Below are 22052 nucleotides of genomic sequence, written 5' to 3' on the forward strand. Positions count from 1 at the left end.
TGGGCAGGGTCAATATCTGTATTAACCTCTGCTCTCGAAACTTGAGCCTACATCACTCAACTTCTGAAGGCAAACGAATATTCCCAGTTTTCTTAAAACCTACAAACTATGGAGGAATTCATCTGAAACACAGGACACAGCAAGTCCTCAGAGCTGGCGCGCGAGGAGCACTACCGCTGCAGCTGAAACCAATATGGAAACCAGCGATTTAGAGCCAAGCTGCAAAACCGCGTTCAAGCAAAGGGGTATGAAGCATGATGAGTGTGCCGTAACCGAATAACACCAGTAAGAACAACCCTTCAGGCATCAAAAACCAAGAAGCAACAACTAAGGATGCCAGCAGCGCATCGATAATCACCATAATCACCGTCTGCTTAGCACGCGATATGCCGATTATTACAGAGTTTTTGAGCGTAGTGCCCACCGAGTTTTCAAAACGAGCCTGTAAAGCCCAAACCCAAAGCCAGGCGATGTACCAAATAACAGAAAAAGAAATCTTAACGATAAGCAATGGCGTGAACTGAAGAAAAATCCAGGCATATACCAATACCACCCCGCTCAAAGCAAAGGGCACCCACAACAAGGTCGACTGAACAAAATTCTTCTTAAAGGAACTGAAAAAATTAGCAGTCACATGCCCACGAGCCTCAAGTGACTTACGTCCGGCATCATGAGCAGCAGTCATCGCTGCACCGACTGTGACAATTGGCAAGCTGGTCACTATAAGCAGCACGTTAATCCAAATAGCATCGACCATAGCGGACAACCCGCGCATAAAAGGTGAATCAGGTAAAAACATGCCCATAAGAACCCCCTGCTGTGACTTCAATGTCAAGTTACATCAACAACTACCATGCAACGATCACCCGCCAATATATACAGAAAAGCATTATTGCTCCATATAAGCAGGCAACTATGAGAACGTATACATCAACTCCTGCTCATCATACATTGTCAAGCTTAAACCCGCGATAAATGGCGTTATTATTCATGTCACTGAATGAAGCAAAAAGGCGATACATCCGCGCAAATCACCACTCCACCGCATGTCGCCAAATATAAATGCTATCGTTTTCATTCTGAGAGCAATTCTCAGCTACATAGTGACTCGCACATCGAAGTGCACAAAGTTATTGACACGAAGTCGTGCAGATAACAACGAGTCCAACATCCACATCAGGAGGGGATTAATGAGGAGACTCAAGACTATCGCCGCTGCAGGTATAGCCGTCATCATTGGATTAGGAGGCCTGAGCGCTTGCGGCGGCAGCACTGCAAGCAGCGACAAAGGTCATGTGTATTTTCTCAATGGCAAACCAGAAGTAGTAGATCAACTCAAACAGTTGGCCGAGGACTACACCAAAAAAACTGGGGTGCAGGTTGATATCCAAACGGCAGCATCGGGGAGCTACGAATCCACACTCACCTCGGAACTCTCCAAAAGCAATGCTCCGACAATGTTCACGGTTGCAGGATATGACGAATTCGCAAAATATAAGCAGTATCTCAAACCTATTCAAGACACCGATGTCTACAAATTAATGTCCGCAGAAGGTAAAGCAAACGCACACCAAGATGCTGACGGGACATACACAATGCCTTACGCAGCAGAGTGGTACGGCATCATCTATAACAAGAAAATTATCAAGGATTACGCTTCGAAAAGTTATGCCCTTATCAAGAGCGACGCAGACATCACTAATTACGCCACGTTGAAGAAGGTGGCAGAAGACATTCAGAAACACAAGGATGATCTGGGCATCAAAGCAGCCTTCGCCACTCCTGGTCTAGATTCCTCGGGCTCATATCGCTTCGCCGCACATATGACTCGCATACCTCTGTTCTACGAATTCAAGGACGCTAACAGCACCTTCGAGGAGACCATCAAAGGCACGTATCTGAAGAATTACAAAGACCTGTTTGACCTAGAGATGAAAAACAGTCCAACCCAGGCCACACTGCTCAGCTCAAAATCCTATGACGATGTCACTGCCGAATTTGCACTTGGCGATGTGGCCTTCTATCCCAACGGTATCTGGGCTTACACGCAAATCAAAGATCACAACGTAGCCGATGATGATCTGGGAATGCTCCCCTATTACATGGGCATCAAGGGTGAGGAAAATTACGGCCCAGCTTCTGTGTATGACGCTTCTTGGGCGATCAATTCTAAGGCAGATGAAAAAGATCAACAAGCCTCTCTCGACTTCATCAAATGGATGGTCAGCAGCGAAGAAGGGAAAAAGACACTAAGCAAGGAGATGGGCTTATCCGTTCCCTTCACGACCTTCACAGATGAATATCAGCCCAGTAACCCTCTACTCACTGCCGCCAGAGCTTACGAAAAGGCAGGAAAGCAAGACGTTCGCAGCTTCCCACTCCCAAGCCCACAATGGCAGGAAGATCTGACCAGTGCATTGACCGAATATGCACAAGGCACAGGGAAATGGGATGCTTTCACATCAACCTTTACCAAGGAGTGGAAGAGCGAATGGGCAAACAACAAATCCGAACTCGGACTACTACCCGAATCGCAAAAATTCAACTAACAACGAAGTCCCATTAACCACACTGATTTGACACTGCGTAACTATTCGGGTGCGTATCCTCGCATCCAGATAGGCGAAAAGCGGCATATCAACAAGAAAATACAACAGGCTGCTGCGACGAATTCTCATCGCAGCAGCCTGCAATCGAAAGGACAGTGATGACCGATAACAACCTCAACGACGACTGGTGGAAACAGGCCGTTGTGTACCAGATTTATCCACGCAGCTTCAAAGATGCCAACGGCGATGGTTTAGGGGATATCCCAGGCATCACGCAGAAAATGTCGTATCTGCGCGATCTGGGCATTGACGCCATTTGGCTCTCACCCTTCTACCCCTCCGACCTTGCTGACGGCGGATACGACATCATCGATTACCGCAATGTCGATCCTCGCCTCGGCACCATGGATGACTTTGATGAGATGGTCTCGACCGCACACCAGCAAGGTATCAAAGTAATTGTCGATATCGTTCCTAATCACACTGCGAACCGTCATGCTTGGTTTGTAGAAGCGTTGGCAGCTGGACGTGGCTCTGCAGCTCGTGACCGATACATCTTCAGAGAAGGATCTGGCGCTAACGGTGAACTTCCGCCCAATGACTGGCAGTCATTATTTGGCGGCCCTGCTTGGGAGCGCGTTGAGGATGGGCAGTGGTATCTGCACATCTTTGCCAAAGAACAGCCCGACCTCAACTGGGACAATCCCGAAGTCCATGAAGAATTCAAAAAAACACTTCGCTTCTGGTCTGATCACGGAACCGATGGTTTCAGAATTGATGTAGCGCATGGCCTCGCAAAGAAGCTCGACGGTGCACCACTTAAGGATCTATCTCGCTGGGCTGTACACGATACTATGTCTCATGATGGTACCCATCCGCTGTGGGATCGCGCAGAGGTACATAGCATTTATCGCGAATGGCGACAGGTATTTAACGAGTACAATCCTCCACGTTTTGCCGTAGGTGAGGCCTGGGTAGTTCCAGAGCATCAATACCTATATGCATCTCCCGATGAGCTTGGTCAAGTTTTCAATTTTGAGTTCGCGAAGGCTGAATGGTTCAGCAGTGATTTCCGTACAGCAATCACAGAGGGCCTCGAGACTGCTCGCGCATCCGGATCGACCGCGACTTGGGTAATGAGTAATCATGACATTCCCCGACATCCAAGTCGATATGGCCTGCCACAAGCACCCTCGAAGAGCTACCACCAGTTACCAAAAGATTGGGTGTTGCGCGATGGAACCAGCTATGTAGAAAATCGCGAGCGCGGAACACGTCGTGCACGAGCCGCAATCCTGATGGAAACTGCTCTCCCAGGTTCCGTATACATCTATCAGGGCGAGGAACTCGGGTTGTTTGAGGTTCCAGACATTCCTTGGGATCGATTGGAAGACCCAACACCGTTTAGAACGCGTGGCCGTTTCACGGAGAAGGGTCGCGATGGTTGCCGTGTGCCATTACCTTGGGATTCCACAGATCTGCCCAAAGCAGCTTCATGGGATAATCATTTTGGCTCCGGAGCTTCGTTTGGCTTCTCCACGAACAACGCTCAAGAGGGATTGCCAAGTGCTGAACCACATCTCCCTCAGCCCTTGTGGTACCGAGATTTTGCGGTTGATGTTGAGCAGAATGATTCAGATTCTATGTTGTCTCTGTATAAGTCATGCTTGTCACACAGAGCCGAGCTACTCACCCCCGCCACGGATTCAACAGTAAGCTGGCTCGACATGGGCGAGGATGTGATTGCGTATTCACGCAAAGCTGCAGACGACAGCGCATACACACGCGTCATATCCATAACCAACTTTGGAGCAACACCGATTTCCATACCCGTTGGAACTCTGCTGCTACGCTCCGATGAACTCGACAGCGAGGGGCAATTGCCGCAGGACGTCACAGTCTGGTTGGGAATCGAATAGAAGAACTCTGCAATAGGGCGTTCGGATTGGCATATTGATCCGAACGCCCTATTTCTATGCCCTAATGCGCGTGCGTCATCTCCCGCACTGTGTACACGCCCCACACCCACACCCACACCCACACCCACACCCAGTATGTAAACACCCACTGTGTGTAACACCCACCACAAAATACCGAGTGCGCATTCTCCCATATCTAGAACGGAGTTTTCGGCCAGTTATGCAGTGTATTACACACTCTGGGGAAGTATGAGCCCATATGAGTACGCGAAAATCACCAGAGCGTCGGTTGTGTAGGGATTGTCTGGCAAATAGCGCATGCACAATTAGCAGAATCGTTGCAATTCCAGGCTTTCTTGATTCTATGGCATCGCTAGCGCAACAGTAATCCCTACACAATCGTGCATACCCCCTTGTAGTTGCGCGGATTAGCGCAATATAGTGAAGCCGCCCAGCGCTCTTGGCGTTGGACGGCTTCACATGTAGTCCCATTAATGATATTTTGAGCAGACTTTGCGAGAAGGTGCTTGCTTAGAGCGAGTACCTTCTCACTCTAAGCAAGCACCTAATGCATCTGTTGGTGTAATGAGTATTAACCCTTAACTGCTCCTGCCATAACACCCTTGATAATGTATTTCTGGCACAACAAGTAGAAGACGACAATAGGCACAATGGCCAAGACCAAGCAGCCCATCATAGCTCCCATATCTACGGAACCATATCCACCCTTGAGATACTGAATAGCGATTGACATGGTCTTATATTTACGCATATCCAAAGTGAGGTATGGCAGTAGGAAGTCGTTCCAGATCCACATGGTTTGAAGAATGGCAACGGAGATCAGCGAGGGACGCATGATTGGCACAACGATTTGGAAGAAAATACGTGGCACACTAGCACCGTCAATCATTGCTGATTCTTCAAGTTCAACTGGAATGGATTTCACCACACCTGTGAAGATGAACACGGCCAGTCCTGCACCGAAACCGAGATAAATGATCCACAAACCCCACGGAGTATTGAGTCCGAGCGTATCGGCAATTTTGGAGAGTGTGAACATCACCATCTGGAATGGCACAATCATATTGAACAAGAACAAAATGTATAAGGTCTTGGCAGAGAAATTATTAACTCGGACAATCCACCAGGCGCACATTGACGTGCACAACAGAATTAGCGAAACCGAACCGACAGTAACTACAACTGTCCAGCCGAAACTTGATATGAGATTCGTCTGTTCAATGCCGCGAGTGTAATTTCTAAAACCGACAAAAGCTTTTCCCACAGGCAGTGAAAATGCATTCTGCGAGATGTACGCCTTTTCCTTAAAGGAATTTATGAGGACCAATAGAATTGGGAAAATCCAAGCGATAGAGACAACTCCAAAGAAGGTTGTCCACCATGCTCCATGCTTGACTTTGTCACTCATGCTGCCACCTCTTTGCTTGTTGTCAGACGATTTTGCAACAGCACAATAACCGCCACGATGAGGAAGAATACAACGGCCTTAGCCTGTCCAACCCCTTCAAAACCAATTCGCCCATAGAACGTTCTGAAAATATTGAGGGCGAGAAGTTCAGAACTGTTTGACGGAGCACCATTGGTCAACGCCAAGTTTTGATCGAACATTTTGAAACCATTGGTGACAGTTAGGAACGAGCACACAGTTATTGACGGCATCATCAGCGGAATGATGACCTTTGTCAAGGTCTGACGACCACTGGCTCCATCGACTGCTGCTGCTTCGATAACATCTCCTGGCAAGCTCTGCATGCCAGCGATATAGATAATCATCATGTAGCCGATTTGCTGCCAGCAAACCAACATGACCATTCCCCAGAACCCATACGTTCCAGAGAACGTTATTGACCTTCCCCACTTCGCGAGAACTCCGTTAAGCAGTAAGAGCCAGATATAGCCCAAGATAATGCCACCGATAAGATTCGGCATAAAGAACACCGACCGGAAAAGATTTGATCCTTTCATCGTTTTCGTCAGCATATATGCGATAGCAAAAGCGACGATATTAACGATAACGGTGGTAATAACCGTAAAAGCAACGGTGTACCAGAGTGCGTGAATGAATTCCTTATCTGAGAAGACACCTCTGTAATTGCGGAGTCCGACCCATTGGGCATCGGTCACCGTAGTGAACTTGGTAAAGCTCAGGTATATGCCCATTATGAATGGAACGAGAAATCCAATTATAAATGCTGCAAACGTTGGCAGAGCAAAAAGCCCCCACCACCTACGTACAGCTTTTCCGACCATCGTAATCATAGGTTGCTCACTTTCTCCTCCTCGAGATAAGACTTGCACCTCACCCATTTGACCCGAAGAAATCAACGCGCCCTTACGCTGTCAATGGGACATCTAAGGTTCACCATCTAAGGATGGGAACCCGAACACTGAAAAACTATCAAAGCACGAGAGGAAAGTCAAACGCTGTCATTTGATGCGGACGCGATTCGTCACTTCAAAAAGGAATTTTTAGGAAATACATTTTTGTTGCAATTAAGCCGCATATCCCAAATATCAGCTTTTCGCGCTGCAACACTCTTCGTGTTCCGAACAGGTACAGGCATATAAAACATTTGCGATCGTTTTCATCGACTAATCGCACATCAATTTGTAAGCTTTCTCAACCATTCACCACATTTTGTACCACAAAAATTGTGTGTTTTCATACTCAACAGGACTCTTTTTCCTAGGAAGAGGCAGTGATATAGGCATGATTACCAGCCATAAAATTCGGCAAAAACTGGCCGATTTTCAGCGCTTCTAGACATATCTGATCAACGACAACTTGAGCAGATCTCGTCAAAGTGCGCATCTGCTGCTACCAGAATATTCGTGGAACAGTTAGCATTTCTAGCGATATTATGTTAACGTTTTCACTCAAGGGAGTAAGCAAAGCGGCTTACTAACCTGATAACCGAACGGTTTCACACTCACTACATCTGACAGAGGAGTCGGGTGAGAATAAGAAGGAGTCGGTCATATGAAAGTCGCGCACAAAGCATTATCGGCAACTCTAGCGATAGCGATGTTGGCGGGCACCGCTGCTTGCGGGAGTAGTTCCGATGAGGGGGATGCCTCGACAGGCGGTATTTATTATCTCAACAACAAACCCGAGATAGCTGACAGCATGAAGGCCTTGGCCGCAGAGTACACGAAAGAAACCGGCGTTCCTTTCACAGTACAAACCGCAGCATCAGGGACTTACCAGCAGTCACTGAAATCAGAACTGTCAAAGAACCAACCACCAACGTTGTTCCAGGTGCTTGGTCAAACGGGTCTTGACACTTGGAAAGACTATGCCGCCAATATGAGCGACACTGAAATCTACAAGCAGCTGAACGACCAAGATCTGGCATTGAAGTCAGACGATGGCAACGAGGTTCTCGCAGTTCCTGTGGTTACCGAAACTTACGGCATTATCTATCGCAAAGATTTATTACAGAAATACTTCGAACTACCAAATGCAAGCATTAAAGACGTGAAGGACATCACCGACTTTGCTGCTCTAAAAACAGTAGCTGACGAAATCCAACAAAATGCGAGCGCTCTAGGCGTTAAAGGTGCTTTTGCATCAATGGGCTTCGACGCTTCGAGCAACTGGCGCTGGAGCACTCATTTGGCAAGCATCCCGTTGGCTTTCGAGTTCGCCAAAGATAACGTCACCAAGCAGCCTTCCAGTATTAAGGGCACATACCTTAAGCAGTTCAAAAACATTACTGATCTTTATCTCAAAGACTCTACTGTCGCCACCAGCGCTCTGAGTGGCAAGACGATGGATGACTCACTTTCTGACATCACCACAGGCGCAGCCGTATTCTTCCAAAATGGATCATGGTCTTGGCCTGACTTAGTATCAGGAGGCTTAAAGGCTGATCAGATTGGTGTGCTCCCAATTTACACAGGCATCCCAGGTGAAGAAGACTACGGTATGTCCACTGGCTCTGAGACCTTCTGGTGCGTCAACAAGCAGGCATCTGAAGAATCTCAGAAGGCCACCAAAGCCTTCTTGAAGTGGTTGATTACCTCAGATAAGGGACGCGAAACCTGGTCACATACCATGGGATTCACCACACCGTTCAAGACCTTCACGGGCGAATATGCCACCGACAACCCCATCGTTAAAGCCGCAAATGCTTACCAAGAAGCAGGCAAGAAGAACGTCCAATGGGCATTCCTGTACGACCCAAGCGATGAGTGGAAGACAAATCTAGGCAACTCCTTGCTTGAATATGCACAAGGCACCGGCGATTGGAATGCTGTGAAGAAATCATTCGTGGACAACTGGGCCACTGAATATGAGACTACAAAGGCCAATCAAAGCTGACCCAGAACACTGTCTCTGAGAAGGGCGGGAACGCTGAGGTTTTGAGCGTCTCCCGTCCTTTTTGATGTCCATCTAGATTTAAGTTGTATATAAACTCAATGCACGTGCATTACATAGGCGTATCACGCAGGCTTATCACACATAGACATACTCGATGCACTACGAAACAGTTAATGAGCCTTATGCTTATAACCGCATATGAGAAATATTGGAGAAACCACGCATCAAGGAGAAGCCATGGCTGCCACTATTCACGAAGTCGCTAAGCAGGCGGGCGTATCTATTTCCACGGTTTCGCGATCATTCACGCACCCAGAATTAGTTTCTGAAAAAACGAAGACGACCGTCTTAGATATCGCTAATACCATGGGATTTTCAATATCCCGTTCGGCAACTGCGCTAAAATCCGGTGTCTCGCTACGAATTGCACTGTTACTGAGCGATCGTCTCGGTTCATGGTTTAATTCAGCAATTCTCGAAGGTCTGAATTCTGTGCTCCATCCAGCCGGCTACGATATTTCAATCTTTCAAATTGACAGCAGTGCTGAGCGCAAATCATTCTTCGAGACTTTACCCACACGAAGGAATGCTGATGCAGTTATTGTTGCTTCCTTTGATGTCGCTGATGACGAAGTTGAACGTCTTCACTCGCTGGATGTTCCGATTATCGGCATTAACTCAGCCACACATAATGTCTACAACGCGTCAGTACGCATTAACGATGAATTGGGTGCGATGTTGGCCTTCAAGCATATTTATTCTTTAGGCCACCGAGACATTGTCTATGTACAGACAGACCCTATGAATTCCTTGTTCTTTAGTGTGCAACAGCGAAAAGATGCATTCATCGAATGTTGTAAAGAGTCTTCGCTGACTCCAATGGTGCTGACAGCAAGTACTTCTGGCGATCGCATCTCAGATATTCTCACACAATTGTTCACACTCGAAAACATGCCAACAGCAGTTATCTGTCAGGAAGATGGTTTGGCAATTCCTCTGATATTTCAACTTGCACGAAGTGGTTTGCGAGTACCACGAGATGTCTCAGTGATTGGCTTTGATGACAGCATTTATGCTAAAGACACCGGCTTGACCACTATCAGACAGGATCCTCTGAACATGGCAAAAACCGCTGCACGCATGACCTTGGAACTGATTGATAGAGAGCACCCCAACAATCCACAACGAATTTTTGAACCCCAGCTGATGCTGAGATCAAGTACCGATGTGGCCAGGGCATCTGCGACCACGGGACTATTTAGCTCACCACGCTGAGCGTTGCCTTGATTGGGTACTATTCAAGTGAGCGATGCTCGAATAAGCAATGCTCAGAGTAAGCAGATCAATATGTGCGCATATCCCTCAGAACGCTGACTAGCAATTCCAGTGGTCAATAACGTTATCTCCGTGGTAACGCGACAGCACCGAATAGTGAGCTGTGTCAAGACGCAATAATCGCGCTACATGAGGATCCAGGCCTAACCAGTGTGCGGTAAGGATGCGCAGAATATGAGCGTGTGCGACCATCAATACAGTGCTGCCTTGATTTATCAGAGGCTCAACCGTCTGGAGTACTCGTCCTACGCGCTCAAAGGCCTCATCGAGCGTCTCCCCCTCACCATTGTGGACGTGTACCATTTCTCCGGAAGGCAGCGTTGATTCCCAGTCTCCGCCTAAATCTTTACGTAGCGATTCTGGCCCATCACGCCATAGCGTCCAATCGTCGCCATTTGCATGAGCGAGTTCCTCCCTCGTTCGGCCTTCTGCACGACCGTAATCCCATTCCGCCAAACCATCGAGAATGGTGGCCTCAGTGAATCCTGCCAGTTCAGCAGTAGTTCGTGCTCGCTGCAGCGGGCTCGAATACACCATATCTGGAGTGAAATGCCCTCCAAACGCTCTCGATAAGCGATGGCCTGCCTGGCTAGCTTGCAACTCTCCAGCGGCGGTGAGTGGAATATCCGTTCTTCCTGTGTGTTGGCCGGAGACACTCCATGCGGTCTCTCCATGCCTCAGTAATACGATGAGTCCTTGTTTCGAAGCGTCTTTGCTTTCGTCAATATGAGAATCAGCCATGTCTCTACTCTACTCACAGATAGCCCCGATGCCGAATATGTCCTGAACACTCCCCACCTATGAATTCTCAACTCCATACCCGTATAACTGAGGGGGGGGGCTTGGTAGCATCACATACGCAGCAGCGTCACGTTTGTAGGGAAATTCATTCGTTGTGAAGCCTGCTCCATAAACGTTGAGGTTGTGGAATAATGTGGATGTGACTCAAGAACGGCAAACTGACCTAACCGATACAGCGGATCGGTTGACGGCCAAATTCGATTCTGTCAATTCGAAGGTGGACACCATGAGGGAACAAGCGCAAAACGATCCTGACACGTTCGGTGACAAACTCATCAAACTAGCACTTCCTGCGCTGACTGGTATGTTGGCTGGTCAGATTTTCAAGATGATATGGAATAAACAGCGCGGCAAAGATGGGCTTGATGAGGAGGAGCGTCAAGAAGGATTCTTCATGAGTCTAGTTTTTGCAGCGTTATCAGCTGCAGTCACTGCTGTTGTTTCTCAGCTTTCCGACAGAGGCTCTGAGGCCTTTGTGAATCACCGTCACAAGAAGGCTGCAAAACACTAATCACGTCGTCTATATATCGGTATGTCCTACCCTGATAGTGAATATCGATGTTATTCCCACTGTTCACACGCCACTGTTGAGTGCATAATAGTGACATGTCAACATCCACACATGATGTGCAGTCTCCCAGCTCAGCAGAGTCCGAGTTCACAGATAATCCGACAGTCCAGTGCTTATTGCATCGCCGCTCAATTCGACACTTCAAATCCACGCCGATTGATGACAAAACTGTCGACATGTTGCAGACCGTTGCTCAGCATGCTGCCACGAGCCAATACCTGAATTCTTGGTCAGCAATACGCATCAGTAACACCGAAGTTCAACATCAACTTGCTGATATCGGGCACCAAACATATATAGCTGAAGCGCCCTTACTATATATCTTTGTGGTCGATCAACATCGTAATATGCGCCTAGCTGCACAGCAGGGTATAGATACTCACTCGTCGTCATTCACGCTCAATAGCAGCTATATTTTTACCCAATCACAGAATGACGCTGTACTCGCTCTACATGCTATGGAAACTGCAGCTAATGCCATTGGCTTAGGATGCGTGATATTGGGCTCAGTGCTCAACGATATCGACCGTATTATTGACCTTCTGCATCTACCAGCGCTCACTTTCCCTGTTTTAGGTCTCGCCATAGGTGAACCTGATCAGGAGCCGGCGCTGAAACCTCGCCTTCCGCAGAGTACCCAATTTTTCGAAAATCACTATCCAGATGACGAGAACCTAGAGCTACTGACTCCTGCTTTTGAAGACTTTAACGAAATTGTGCATCAGTATTATGATTTACGCGATACCAGCAAAACAGTCCCATCTTTCAGCAATCAGATAGCTCATATCTCGCAGTCACCATCTCCACTTAATAAGTGCATTAGCACTCCATCTGAACGTCAAGGATTCACTCCGCAACGATAGGAAGACGAAGTTCACCGCCACGACGGTCCGACAATCCATAGTTTTAGGAGCGATTAACGGCGTCTAGGCTTATATCCACGTTTGCGGGATCGTGGCTTAGCTACATTCTGACCTTCAAACGCAGCTGTTGAATCCGGAGAACGGCTAGTTAAGTGCCACGATCCGCAAAGCTCACAACGATAGACCCAGAGTTCCACACCACGTTGAATTCTGCTGTCTTCAGCGGCTCGCCTAGCGGATACTTGATCGTGATACATAATCTTGGAGGATGCGCTGCACCGACGCGGTACAAAGTAATGCACGGCTCATTTCCCCTTTACGGCAGATCGTTACCGGCCGCAATATATAAGCCGTACCATTCCTGTGCACTCAGCTCTATATCGGCGCCTGCCGCCATATCAGAGAGACGAGAAGGCGTCATTGACCCCAGCAAGACTTGCATTAGTGCAGGATGACGGAGAATCCATGCGACAGCTATAGCACTACTGCTTACTTCATGCTGCTGTGCTATGCGATCCAATTCCTTGTTGAGCTCGGGGAATTTGGGATTACCTAGAAATACACCTTCGAAGAAACCATATTGGAATGGACTCCAAGCCTGTATAGTCATATGCTTCAGCCTGCTATACGAAATCAGTCCACCGTCGTGATCCAGACTCGGGGCGTCTACCATATTGACATGAAATTCCTGTTGAACCATGCCTGTATGTCCCAATCCAAATTGCAATTGGTTCACTTCGAGTTTTTGGTCAACAGCGCTTTGCAGCAACTCAACCTGCATAGGATTGACATTACTTACACCGAAGTGCCGAACTTTTCCACTGTTCTGTAACTCATTGAACGCTTCAGCCAATTGATCTAGCTCGACTAATGTATCTGGACGATGCAGCAGCGCGAAGTCAACATAATCAGTCTGCAAACGTTCTAATTCACCATCAAGCGCCTTAATGAGATGATCTTTTGAAAAATCATAACGAGTGATATCTCCGCTATCCGGATTTCTATAAATTCCGAATTTTGTTTGAATGTAGATGCTTTCGCGCTCAACATGACAATCTTTTATAGCTGTGCCAAAGCGTTGAGAACTTTGCCCACCTGCATAACCATCTGCAGTGTCAAAGAAATTAATACCGGCATCTAATGCAGTTTGCACTATCTGCGAAGCTTCCTCGCCACTTTTCTCAGCGATACGCATCACGCCCAAGGCCACTCGCGAAGCATTAATACCTGAAGTTCCTAATGGCGCATATCTCATCTTTGCAGCTCCTTGTGTACTGTGAATAACGTATCTGTGTCAACCTATAGGAATTCTAACTCTCGCTAAGTCTCAGTAACAGTGAAGTGCCCGTAAGCGTATAACCCAACGACCACACGAGACAACCTACAACTCATCTCGAGATGTCATCGCACTGGCCGAAGGGTATGTGTCTTTAGGCGTGGTATGAGATGCGTCTAGGCCTTGCGCACTGTTGCAGCCCTCAGCATTGATAGAGCAGCAATCACCACTACCGCGCTCACACAAACAAAAGCATATTGTGACCCAGTAATAGTTGCTGTTGCGTATTGTTTGCTTCCAGTAGACCCATGGCCGGCCTGTGCTACCGCAATAAACACTGACATCACTGTGGTACCAACTGCCCCCATCAACTGTTGGAGAGTGCTAAACATTGCGTTACCATCCGCTTTCAAAGCTGGTGGAAGCTCATTAAGCGCATCAGTCATAATATTTGAATACGCAGTCGAAAATCCCAGCATATATACCATGTAGTACGCACCTAAGGCCACTACTCCCGTGCGAGTTCCAAACACGGTAAGAAGCAACAACCCACAGAACGCTACTATAAAACCAGCAAAGATTGGCTTGACTGCGCCTATTCTGTCAAGAAGCATTCCTCCTAGTGGTGCCATAATGGCGCCAAACACTGCACCTGGGAGTACTACCAATCCGGCAGTCAACGAGCTTCCTCCCAAACCAATTTGAATTACTGTGGGTATCACAAATCCCAAACCGATGGTGATAAACGGAAATAGTACATATGACAATAGATGCCATCTGAAGCTAGCACTAGCTAATACGCCTAAGCGGATTAGTGGAGAAAATGACTTTCGTGATATCTGGGAAAAGATTAGCAACGCAGCTATTCCAAGAATGAGCAATAGTCCCGCCACAATTAAGGTGTTTAGGAAGGAGCTGTTATTTGTTGATGCAGAGGTAATCGCTGCACCAATCTGTTCAATCGCGAATAGTACCGATGTGAATCCTATGGCCACAGTGAGTAGCTGAAGTGCGCTAAAGCGAGCTGCAACTGTCGGCTCAGTCTGTTCAATGCAGCGCAGGCCTACGACCAGCGCCACCAACAGGAAAGGAATGATAAATACGAATACCCATCTCCAAGACATCACAGAGGCGACAACACCGCCAAAAGTCGGTCCCAGTGCAGGGGCTGATGCACAGACGAGGTTACCGATACCCATCAATTGCCCGATTTTCGATTTCGGGGATTGTTCCAAAATAATATTGAACATCAGTGGTAGAGCAATGCCAGTACCACAACCTTGTAATAGCCTTGCGGCGAGCAGCATAGGGAAGTTCAGTGAGCTGACGGCAACAATCGCCCCTAATAAGCACAGAGACACTGCAATCATAAACTGCACGCGTAAGGTCACGCGCCGTTTGAAATAGGACGAGAGAGTAACCGTCAAAGACACTACCAGTAGATAACCAGTGGTCAGCCACTGGATGGTCGACGTGCCGACAGAGAATTCCTTCATTAAGACAGGGAACAGGACATTCATCACTGTCTCGGTAAGAATGCCTATAAAAGTCAATGTTCCTGTTGCGATTACAGCACCAAGTAACTTCTTAGGAATTGTCGCATCTTGCAGATCAGTGTTTTGAGTCGGTTGATCCTGAACAAAAATCTCATTCTTTGTAGTCATAAATCTAAGAGGCCGTTCCCGGCGAACCTTTCTAGGGCTTGGTTGAGAAGTATCTAAGAAGTAGATATGAATCGGTCGAGCATAAAAGATGCTGAACCGCCAAGCATAAACACCAGAACACTATCAGATGACTATAGACATGTTTTGTTTGTGGTGTGTGGGTATGAGTGAACCCCGGGTAGGTGTTCCTACTCGGGGTTCTGGTAACGTGTAAAGCGGCAACGTGCTACTCTCCCACACCCTAACGAGTGCAGTACCATCGCCGTGCTAGGTCTTAGCTTCCAGGTTCGGAATGGAGCTGGGCGTTTCCCCTAGGCTATGGTCGCCGCAAATCTTGAATTGTCATCCCCGTGTTACAGGAATGGTATGTGGCCGCTTGGGAACCGGATAGTGGACGCGATGTATATCGTTTGTGAATCAACAAGTGCTCCTTGTTGAAGTCATATTGCTAGAAGGACTTACGGTATCCATCCAACCCTAAAGTTGAATGAAGTATGATTGCCTTTCGACTGTTAGTACCGGTCAGCTCCACCCCTCACAGGGCTTCCACATCCGGCCTATCAACCATGTGTTCTACATGGAGTCTTCAGAGACTCAAGGTCTCACGGAATTCTAATCTTGAAGCAGGCTTCCCGCTTAGATGCTTTCAGCGGTTATCCCTTCCGAACGTAGCTAACCAGCCGTGCCGCTGGCGCGACAACTGGCATACCAGAGGTTCGTCCACCCAGGTCCTCTCGTACTATGGGCAGGTCTTCTCAAAATTCCAACGAGCGCAGAGGATAGAGACCAAACTGTCTCACGACGTTCTGAACCCAGCTCGCGTGCCGCTTTAATCGGCGAACAGCCGAACCCTTGGGACCTGCTACAGCCCCAGGATGCGACGAGCCGACATCGAGGTGCCAAACCATCCCGTCGATATGGACTCTTGGGAATGATCAGCCTGTTATCCCCGGGGTACCTTTTATCCGTTGAGCGATGCCGCGTCCGTACACCGGCACCGGATCACTATTTCCGACTTTCGTCCCTGCTCGACCTGTCAGTCTCACAGTCAAGCTCCCTTGTGCAATTACACTCAACACCCGATTGCCAACCGGGCTGAGGGAACCTTTGAGCGCCTCCGTTACTCTTTAGGAGGCAACCGCCCCAGTTAAACTACCCGCCAGGCACTGTCCCTGATGTGGATAACACATCGAGGTTAGATATCAAATGAGAACAGAGCGGTATTTCAATTGTTGACTCCACTCGAGTTGGCACCCAAGCTTCAAAGTCTCCCGCCTATGCTACACAGTTCGCACCTAATACCAATACCAAGGTATAGTAAAGGTCCCGGGGTCTTTTCGTCCTTCTGCGCTTAACGAGCATCTTTACTCGTACTGCAATTTCGCCGAGCTCCTGGTCGAGACAGTGGGGAAGTCGTTACGCCATTCGTGCAGGTCGGAACTTACCCGACAAGGAATTTCGCTACCTTAGGATGGTTATAGTTACCACCGCCGTTTACCGGGGCTTAAATTCACTGCTTCGCCGAAGCTGACAGATCCTCTTAACCTTCCGGCACCGGGCAGGCGTCAGTGCATATACAGCGACTTTCGTCTTCGCATGCACCTGTGTTTTTGGTAAACAGTCGCTACCCCCTGGTCTGTGCCACCCGCTACAGCTCGCTCCGTGAAGAAGTCCACCGAGACGGGTCTCCCTTATACCGAAGGCACGGGAGTAATTTGCCGAGTTCCTTGACCAGGATTCGCTCGATCGCTTTGGTATTCTCTACCTGACCACCTGTGTTGGTTTAGGGTACGGGCGGCTAACAACCTAACACCGAAGTTTTTCTTGACAGCCTGGATCGCCGAGTTCGGGCTAAAAAGCCCCCATCATCACACCTCGGGCTATATCTGGCGGATTTACCTACCAGACACCCTGCGTGCTTAACCACGGAAAACCACCTCCGCAGCCGGTTACCATTCTGTGTCACTCCTGTGCTGTCCTACTGTAAGGGAAGGTCCCAACCCGAAAACCATCAACAACCCGAAGGTTGCCTCAAGTCAACGAGGAGGTTAGTACCCCAAATCTCGGATTTGACGGTTAAAAGCCGGTAGGAGAATATCAACTCCTTCATCCATTCGACTACGCCTGTCGGCCTCGCCTTAGGACCCGACTAACCCAGGGACGATGAACGTGGCCCTGGAACCCTTAGTCATCCAGCGTGGGAGATTGTCACTCCCATTTCGCTACTCATGTCTGCATTCTCACTTCTGTACAGTCCACGGCTGAGTTCCCTCGCCGCTTCGCCCCGTACAGAACGCTCTCCTACCCATTAGCCATAAGACTAATGTCGCGTCTTCGGTGGTGTGCTTGAGCCCCGCTACATTGTCGGCGCGGAACCACTAGACCAGTGAGCTGTTACGCACTCTTTCAAGGGTGGCTGCTTCTGAGCCAACCTCCTGGCTGTCTATGCGACTCCACATCCTTTCCCACTTAGCACACGCTTAGGGACCTTAGACGACGATCTGGGCTGTTTCCCTTTTGACTACGAAGCTTATCCCCCGCAGACTCACTGCCGTTGTAAACTTCACAGGTATTCGGAGTTTGGCTGCTGTTGGTACCCGATATGGGCCCGCAAGCATCCAGTAGCTCTACCCCCTGGAAGCAATAAAACGACGCTGCACCTAAATGCATTTCGGAGAGAACCAGCTATCACGGAATTTGATTGGCCTTTCACCCCTAACCCTAAGTCATCCCCTCAGTTTTCAACCTAAGTGGGTTCGGTCCTCCACGCGGTCTTACCCGCGCTTCAACCTGCTCAGGGCTAGATCATCCCGCTTCGGGTCCAGGACATGCGACTAAAACGCCTTTTAAGACTCGCTTTCGCTACGGATCCCCCACCCGGGTTAACCTTGCCACATATCACTGACTCGCAGACTCATTTTTCGATAGGCACGCCGTCACCCCGAAAGGCTCCGACGGTTTGTAAGCACATGGTTTCAGAAACTATTTCACTCCCCTCCCGGGGTACTTTTCACCTTTCCCTCACGGTACTTGTACGCTATCGGTCAGATTGAAATATTTAGGCTTATCCAACGGTCTGGACGGATTCGCACGGGATTCCTCGAGTCCCGTACTACTTGGGAGAAGCAATCAACAGACAACGCGCGTTCGACTACGGGGCCATCACCCTCTTCGGCCAGGTTTTCAATCCTGTTCGTCTCACACATTGTTTTTTTACTGTTGCCGGCCTCATCAGCGACCGGACATACTTTCCCACGACACCGACTGCGCAACGCCTGACAGCTATCACACGCAACCGGTTTAGCCTGATCCGCTTTCGCTCGCCACTACTCACGGAATATCTTTTCCTGCAGGTACTGAGATGTTTCACTTCCCTGCGTACCCCCCGCATTAAGCGGTACCACCCCATAACGGGTGGTGTGTTTCCACATTCAGAAATCCTCGGATCAAAGCCCTGTTGGCGGCTCCCCGAGGCTTATCGCAGCCTCATACGTCTTTCATCGGTTCAATCTGCCAAGGCATCCACCATATGCCCTTGCAAGCAACACATACGAACATACATATGCCCTGCCGCAAGCCTTTACTAGCTTATTCCTAGACAACAAATCATCACACTAATTGATCATAAACGATCGACACGGACTCTATACAGAGCCCGATCGAAATATACAGCAAGCAGTAAAACTGCTTGCTCGCGTCCACTATCCAGTTCTCAAGCTGCCACCGCACCAGGCGTATCAACCAACCACAACAATGGAAAGTATCAACGACAGGGCGTCGAATCGCCGAGTGGCAATCCGGGAGCCCAAAAGCGTATCTGCACAATACAGTCTTCATTAACTGATCCACACCAGTACGCCATCACACACAACAACCTGCTGCGCTGATGACCTGTTCGCCACAAACCGTGGCTTAAATTCTCCGTAGAAAGGAGGTGATCCAGCCGCACCTTCCGGTACGGCTACCTTGTTACGACTTAGTCCCAATCACGAGTCTCACCTTAGACGGTTCCCTCCAAAAAGGTTAGGCCACCGGCTTCGGGTGCTACCCACTTTCATGACTTGACGGGCGGTGTGTACAAGGCCCGGGAACGCATTCACCGCGACGTTGCTGATTCGCGATTACTAGCGACTCCGCCTTCATGGAGCCGAGTTGCAGGCTCCAATCCGAACTGAGACCGGTTTTAAGAGATTCGCTTCATGTCGCCATGTTGCATCTCGTTGTACCGGCCATTGTAGCATGCGTGAAGCCCTAGACGTAAGGGGCATGATGATCTGACGTCATCCCCACCTTCCTCCGAGTTAACCCCGGCGGTCCCTTGTGAGTTCCCACCATAACGTGCTGGCAACACAAGGCGAGGGTTGCGCTCGTTGCGGGACTTAACCCAACATCTCACGACACGAGCTGACGACGACCATGCACCACCTGTGAATCGGCCCCGAAGGGAAACCCCATCTCTGGGGCTGTCCGAAACATGTCAAGCCTAGGTAAGGTTCTTCGCGTTGCATCGAATTAATCCGCATGCTCCGCCGCTTGTGCGGGCCCCCGTCAATTTCTTTGAGTTTTAGCCTTGCGGCCGTACTCCCCAGGCGGGATGCTTAACGCGTTAGCTCCGACACGGAACCCGTGGAAGGGTCCCACATCCAGCATCCACCGTTTACGGCATGGACTACCAGGGTATCTAATCCTGTTCGCTCCCCATGCTTTCGCTCCTCAGCGTCAGTAACAGCCCAGAGATCTGCCTTCGCCATTGGTGTTCTTCCCGATATCTACACATTCCACCGTTACACCGGGAATTCCAATCTCCCCTACTGCACTCTAGCCTGCCCGTACCCGGCGCAGATCCACCGTTAAGCGATGGACTTTCACACCAGGCGTGACAAACCGCCTACGAGCTCTTTACGCCCAATAATTCCGGATAACGCTTGCACCCTACGTATTACCGCGGCTGCTGGCACGTAGTTAGCCGGTGCTTATTCAAAAGGTACACTCACTTTCGCTTGCTCCCAATTAAAAGCGGTTTACAACCCGAAGGCCTTCATCCCGCACGCGGCGTCGCTGCATCAGGCTTTCGCCCATTGTGCAATATTCCCCACTGCTGCCTCCCGTAGGAGTCTGGGCCGTATCTCAGTCCCAATGTGGCCGGTCGCCCTCTCAGGCCGGCTACCCGTCGAAGCCTTGGTGAGCCATTACCTCACCAACAAGCTGATAGGACGCGACCCCATCTCATACCGCTAACGCTTTCCCAACAAAACATGTGAAATGTTGGAGCATCCGGCATTACCACCCGTTTCCAGGAGCTATTCCGGTGTATGAGGCAGGTTAGTCACGTATTACTCACCCGTTCGCCACTCTCACCATCAAGCAAGCTTGATGGATCCCGTTCGACTTGCATGTGTTAAGCACGCCGCCAGCGTTCATCCTGAGCCAGAATCAAACCCTCCACAAAAAAAATGAAGAGCCCAAAAAATGACCCTTAAATATAATTCATATTGACGGATTCGTTAAAAAACGAACCACACAAAAATCTCGGTACTCATTAAGCTAATCAAAGCACTCCACCAAAAAATGAAGCTCATACCGAACTGGCAATTAAAAAAGACTATAAAAAGTAGTACAAATACGCTCTTGAGTTCTCAAACCACCACCACACCAGACCTTTGAAGTCATCTCGAAGATTTCTTCTCGCTGTCGGGCAGCAAGAGGACAATTTACACGAGATGCCCCACCTGTGCAAATCATCCCTCGCTGGATTTTGACAAACGCTGCAATACAGCCGATATTTCGGCGTGTCGTATTTGCTGGTTTCTTCCATTCTTTGCTTTGCATACATCTCGAAGTCACCAAAATACCTCAAATATTTCTTCCCTTCGGCGTGTTGCAGGTTCACTTCAGCTGGGCTGCCGTAGACGCCGGCATATTGGCCACGGATTCTAATGGAATAGTTCGTCGTGGCTGCCCACACGCAGGAATACGGCAGTACCGCTGGATGTACGCCATATCAGCAGACAATCGAGACGGTTGTCGATGTGGCACTCGAGCACTCCACTCCAATCGCCAGTGAGCCTATGGGCACGATGCCTGCGCCGTAGCTCATCGCGAGACTCTTCGTTGTCTGCAAGTACGAGACGAATTACACGGCGTAGGCCCTCGGTGTCCATATGTTTCCTGGTCATTCTTTTCACATCGCGCTCAAAGCCTGAGGTGTATTCGGGAACGAGCATGGTCAGATTCCCAAAGAATCAAACATCTCGTCAGCGTTCTTGAAACGCTGACGTCCGGTCTGCGCGATCTCCTCCGCCTCACGAATCGCGGCGAGAGTCTGCTCATTGGGGATAGGCTCATAACTGAGGTTCAACGGAATACGACGTTCCCGCACCATCTGGCGATAGAACGCCCTTGTGACAGAGGAAAGATCGAAGCCGAAGTCCTCTGCGATATCAGAGGCCTTCAGTTTGGTCTCATCGTCCACTCGTACAGTAATAGTCGCCATGGTGCTATCAACCTTTACTTTCGTCTTACACTGTTTATCTATTGTCATACAATAGTGTAGTAATAGCAAGAGATATCAATTTTTCATCAAAGGTGAAGCTCATAAATGCGTTCTATTGCACTTCCACGAAGCAAACGAGACGCCTAGTGTATTCCGTGTGAAAGGCTGATGTACTCGCAATAGCGGAATAGCCGATAATATACATTATGTTCGCTTCTTTGCGAACACCGATAAAG

Annotated in this window: 15 protein-coding genes and 3 rRNA genes; 6 read left to right on the forward strand and 12 right to left on the reverse strand. The window is 48.9% G+C overall.

Annotation, left to right across the window (positions count from 1 at the left end):
* Positions 1 to 208: 208 nt before the first annotated feature.
* Positions 209 to 805, reverse strand: coding sequence for a YesL family protein (locus LKI20_RS00705; RefSeq protein ID WP_291768491.1), 597 nt, complete (start codon positions 803 to 805; stop codon positions 209 to 211).
* 385 nt (positions 806 to 1190) lie between these two features.
* On the opposite strand from LKI20_RS00705, the gene LKI20_RS00710 reads away from it, so the two are divergent.
* The gene (locus tag LKI20_RS00710) at positions 1191 to 2549 is read left to right on the forward strand and encodes an ABC transporter substrate-binding protein (protein WP_291768494.1); all 1359 of its coding nucleotides are present in this window, start codon (positions 1191 to 1193) and stop codon (positions 2547 to 2549) included.
* 158 nt (positions 2550 to 2707) lie between these two features.
* Positions 2708 to 4468 carry a glycoside hydrolase family 13 protein gene (locus LKI20_RS00715; protein ID WP_291768497.1) on the forward strand — a complete coding sequence of 587 codons (1761 nt, stop codon included), beginning with the start codon at positions 2708 to 2710 and terminating at the stop codon, positions 4466 to 4468.
* 592 nt (positions 4469 to 5060) lie between these two features.
* Here LKI20_RS00715 and LKI20_RS00720 read toward each other — a convergent pair.
* The gene (locus tag LKI20_RS00720; RefSeq protein ID WP_291768499.1) at positions 5061 to 5897 is read right to left on the reverse strand and encodes a carbohydrate ABC transporter permease; all 837 of its coding nucleotides are present in this window, start codon (positions 5895 to 5897) and stop codon (positions 5061 to 5063) included.
* Positions 5894 to 6748, reverse strand: a complete 855-nt coding sequence (locus LKI20_RS00725) for a carbohydrate ABC transporter permease (RefSeq protein ID WP_291768502.1) — start codon at positions 6746 to 6748, stop codon at positions 5894 to 5896. The genes LKI20_RS00720 and LKI20_RS00725 overlap by 4 nt, the downstream gene beginning before the upstream one ends.
* 721 nt (positions 6749 to 7469) lie before the next feature.
* Between LKI20_RS00725 and LKI20_RS00730 the strand changes: the two genes are divergently transcribed.
* Entirely contained in the window at positions 7470 to 8813 is a 1344-nt protein-coding gene (locus tag LKI20_RS00730; RefSeq protein ID WP_291768504.1) for an ABC transporter substrate-binding protein, read from the forward strand.
* A gap of 237 nt (positions 8814 to 9050) precedes the next feature.
* Positions 9051 to 10088 (forward strand): LacI family DNA-binding transcriptional regulator, encoded by a 1038-nt coding sequence (locus tag LKI20_RS00735; RefSeq protein WP_291768508.1) that lies wholly within the window; start codon positions 9051 to 9053, stop codon positions 10086 to 10088.
* Between the two features lie 99 nt (positions 10089 to 10187).
* Here LKI20_RS00735 and LKI20_RS00740 read toward each other — a convergent pair whose 3' ends face one another.
* A complete protein-coding gene (locus LKI20_RS00740) occupies positions 10188 to 10889 on the reverse strand; it encodes a histidine phosphatase family protein (RefSeq protein ID WP_291768511.1) in 702 nt (233 codons plus the stop codon).
* A 286-nt stretch (positions 10890 to 11175) separates the two neighbouring features.
* Here LKI20_RS00740 and LKI20_RS00745 point away from each other — a divergent pair, with 286 nt between their 5' ends.
* Both LKI20_RS00745 and LKI20_RS00750 read left to right on the forward strand, forming a co-directional pair.
* Positions 11176 to 11460: a DUF4235 domain-containing protein gene (locus LKI20_RS00745; RefSeq protein ID WP_291768514.1), complete on the forward strand. Its 285-nt coding sequence runs from the start codon at positions 11176 to 11178 to the stop codon at positions 11458 to 11460.
* A gap of 95 nt (positions 11461 to 11555) precedes the next feature.
* Positions 11556 to 12383 (forward strand): nitroreductase family protein, encoded by an 828-nt coding sequence (locus tag LKI20_RS00750; RefSeq protein ID WP_291768517.1) that lies wholly within the window; start codon positions 11556 to 11558, stop codon positions 12381 to 12383.
* A gap of 53 nt (positions 12384 to 12436) precedes the next feature.
* Here LKI20_RS00750 and LKI20_RS00755 read toward each other — a convergent pair whose 3' ends face one another.
* The 8 genes from LKI20_RS00755 to LKI20_RS00790 form a co-directional block, all read right to left on the reverse strand.
* Positions 12437 to 12685 (reverse strand): hypothetical protein, encoded by a 249-nt coding sequence (locus LKI20_RS00755; protein WP_291768520.1) that lies wholly within the window; start codon positions 12683 to 12685, stop codon positions 12437 to 12439.
* Positions 12686 to 12699: 14 nt separating this feature from the next.
* On the reverse strand, positions 12700 to 13638 hold the full coding sequence (locus LKI20_RS00760; protein ID WP_291768522.1) for an aldo/keto reductase: 939 nt from the start codon (positions 13636 to 13638) through the stop codon (positions 12700 to 12702).
* 197 nt (positions 13639 to 13835) lie between these two features.
* Positions 13836 to 15323 carry an MFS transporter gene (locus LKI20_RS00765; RefSeq protein ID WP_291768524.1) on the reverse strand — a complete coding sequence of 496 codons (1488 nt, stop codon included), beginning with the start codon at positions 15321 to 15323 and terminating at the stop codon, positions 13836 to 13838.
* A 213-nt stretch (positions 15324 to 15536) separates the two neighbouring features.
* Positions 15537 to 15653, reverse strand: a 5S ribosomal RNA gene (rrf, locus tag LKI20_RS00770).
* A gap of 161 nt (positions 15654 to 15814) precedes the next feature.
* Positions 15815 to 18872: ribosomal RNA gene (locus tag LKI20_RS00775) — 23S ribosomal RNA — on the reverse strand.
* 378 nt (positions 18873 to 19250) lie between these two features.
* Positions 19251 to 20772 (reverse strand): 16S ribosomal RNA (locus tag LKI20_RS00780).
* The 16S, 23S and 5S rRNA genes sit together here, the layout of an rRNA operon.
* A 484-nt stretch (positions 20773 to 21256) precedes the next feature.
* The gene (locus LKI20_RS00785) at positions 21257 to 21547 is read right to left on the reverse strand and encodes a type II toxin-antitoxin system RelE/ParE family toxin (RefSeq protein ID WP_291768527.1); all 291 of its coding nucleotides are present in this window, start codon (positions 21545 to 21547) and stop codon (positions 21257 to 21259) included.
* Between the two features lie 2 nt (positions 21548 to 21549).
* Positions 21550 to 21816 (reverse strand): type II toxin-antitoxin system RelB/DinJ family antitoxin, encoded by a 267-nt coding sequence (locus LKI20_RS00790; protein WP_291768530.1) that lies wholly within the window; start codon positions 21814 to 21816, stop codon positions 21550 to 21552.
* Positions 21817 to 22052: the final 236 nt, after the last annotated feature.

The sequence above is a fragment of the Bifidobacterium sp. genome (genome assembly GCF_022647885.1).
Taxonomy (GTDB): Bacteria; Actinomycetota; Actinomycetes; order Actinomycetales; family Bifidobacteriaceae; genus Bombiscardovia.

Excerpts from the sequence above, each read along its gene's own strand:
- LKI20_RS00725 (WP_291768502.1), bottom strand. The coding sequence starts at position 6,748 with ATGATTACGATGGTCGGAAAAGCTGTACGTAGGTGGTGGGGGCTTTTT.
- LKI20_RS00765 (WP_291768524.1), bottom strand. The coding sequence starts at position 15,323 with ATGACTACAAAGAATGAGATTTTTGTTCAGGATCAACCGACTCAAAAC.
- LKI20_RS00715 (WP_291768497.1), top strand. The coding sequence starts at position 2,708 with ATGACCGATAACAACCTCAACGACGACTGGTGGAAACAGGCCGTTGTG.
- LKI20_RS00730 (WP_291768504.1), top strand. The coding sequence starts at position 7,470 with ATGAAAGTCGCGCACAAAGCATTATCGGCAACTCTAGCGATAGCGATG.
- LKI20_RS00760 (WP_291768522.1), bottom strand. The coding sequence starts at position 13,638 with ATGAGATATGCGCCATTAGGAACTTCAGGTATTAATGCTTCGCGAGTG.
- LKI20_RS00745 (WP_291768514.1), top strand. The coding sequence starts at position 11,176 with ATGAGGGAACAAGCGCAAAACGATCCTGACACGTTCGGTGACAAACTC.
- LKI20_RS00750 (WP_291768517.1), top strand. The coding sequence starts at position 11,556 with ATGTCAACATCCACACATGATGTGCAGTCTCCCAGCTCAGCAGAGTCC.
- LKI20_RS00735 (WP_291768508.1), top strand. The coding sequence starts at position 9,051 with ATGGCTGCCACTATTCACGAAGTCGCTAAGCAGGCGGGCGTATCTATT.
- LKI20_RS00705 (WP_291768491.1), bottom strand. The coding sequence starts at position 805 with ATGGGCATGTTTTTACCTGATTCACCTTTTATGCGCGGGTTGTCCGCT.
- LKI20_RS00790 (WP_291768530.1), bottom strand. The coding sequence starts at position 21,816 with ATGGCGACTATTACTGTACGAGTGGACGATGAGACCAAACTGAAGGCC.
- LKI20_RS00740 (WP_291768511.1), bottom strand. The coding sequence starts at position 10,889 with ATGGCTGATTCTCATATTGACGAAAGCAAAGACGCTTCGAAACAAGGA.
- LKI20_RS00720 (WP_291768499.1), bottom strand. The coding sequence starts at position 5,897 with ATGAGTGACAAAGTCAAGCATGGAGCATGGTGGACAACCTTCTTTGGA.
- LKI20_RS00710 (WP_291768494.1), top strand. The coding sequence starts at position 1,191 with ATGAGGAGACTCAAGACTATCGCCGCTGCAGGTATAGCCGTCATCATT.
- LKI20_RS00785 (WP_291768527.1), bottom strand. The coding sequence starts at position 21,547 with ATGCTCGTTCCCGAATACACCTCAGGCTTTGAGCGCGATGTGAAAAGA.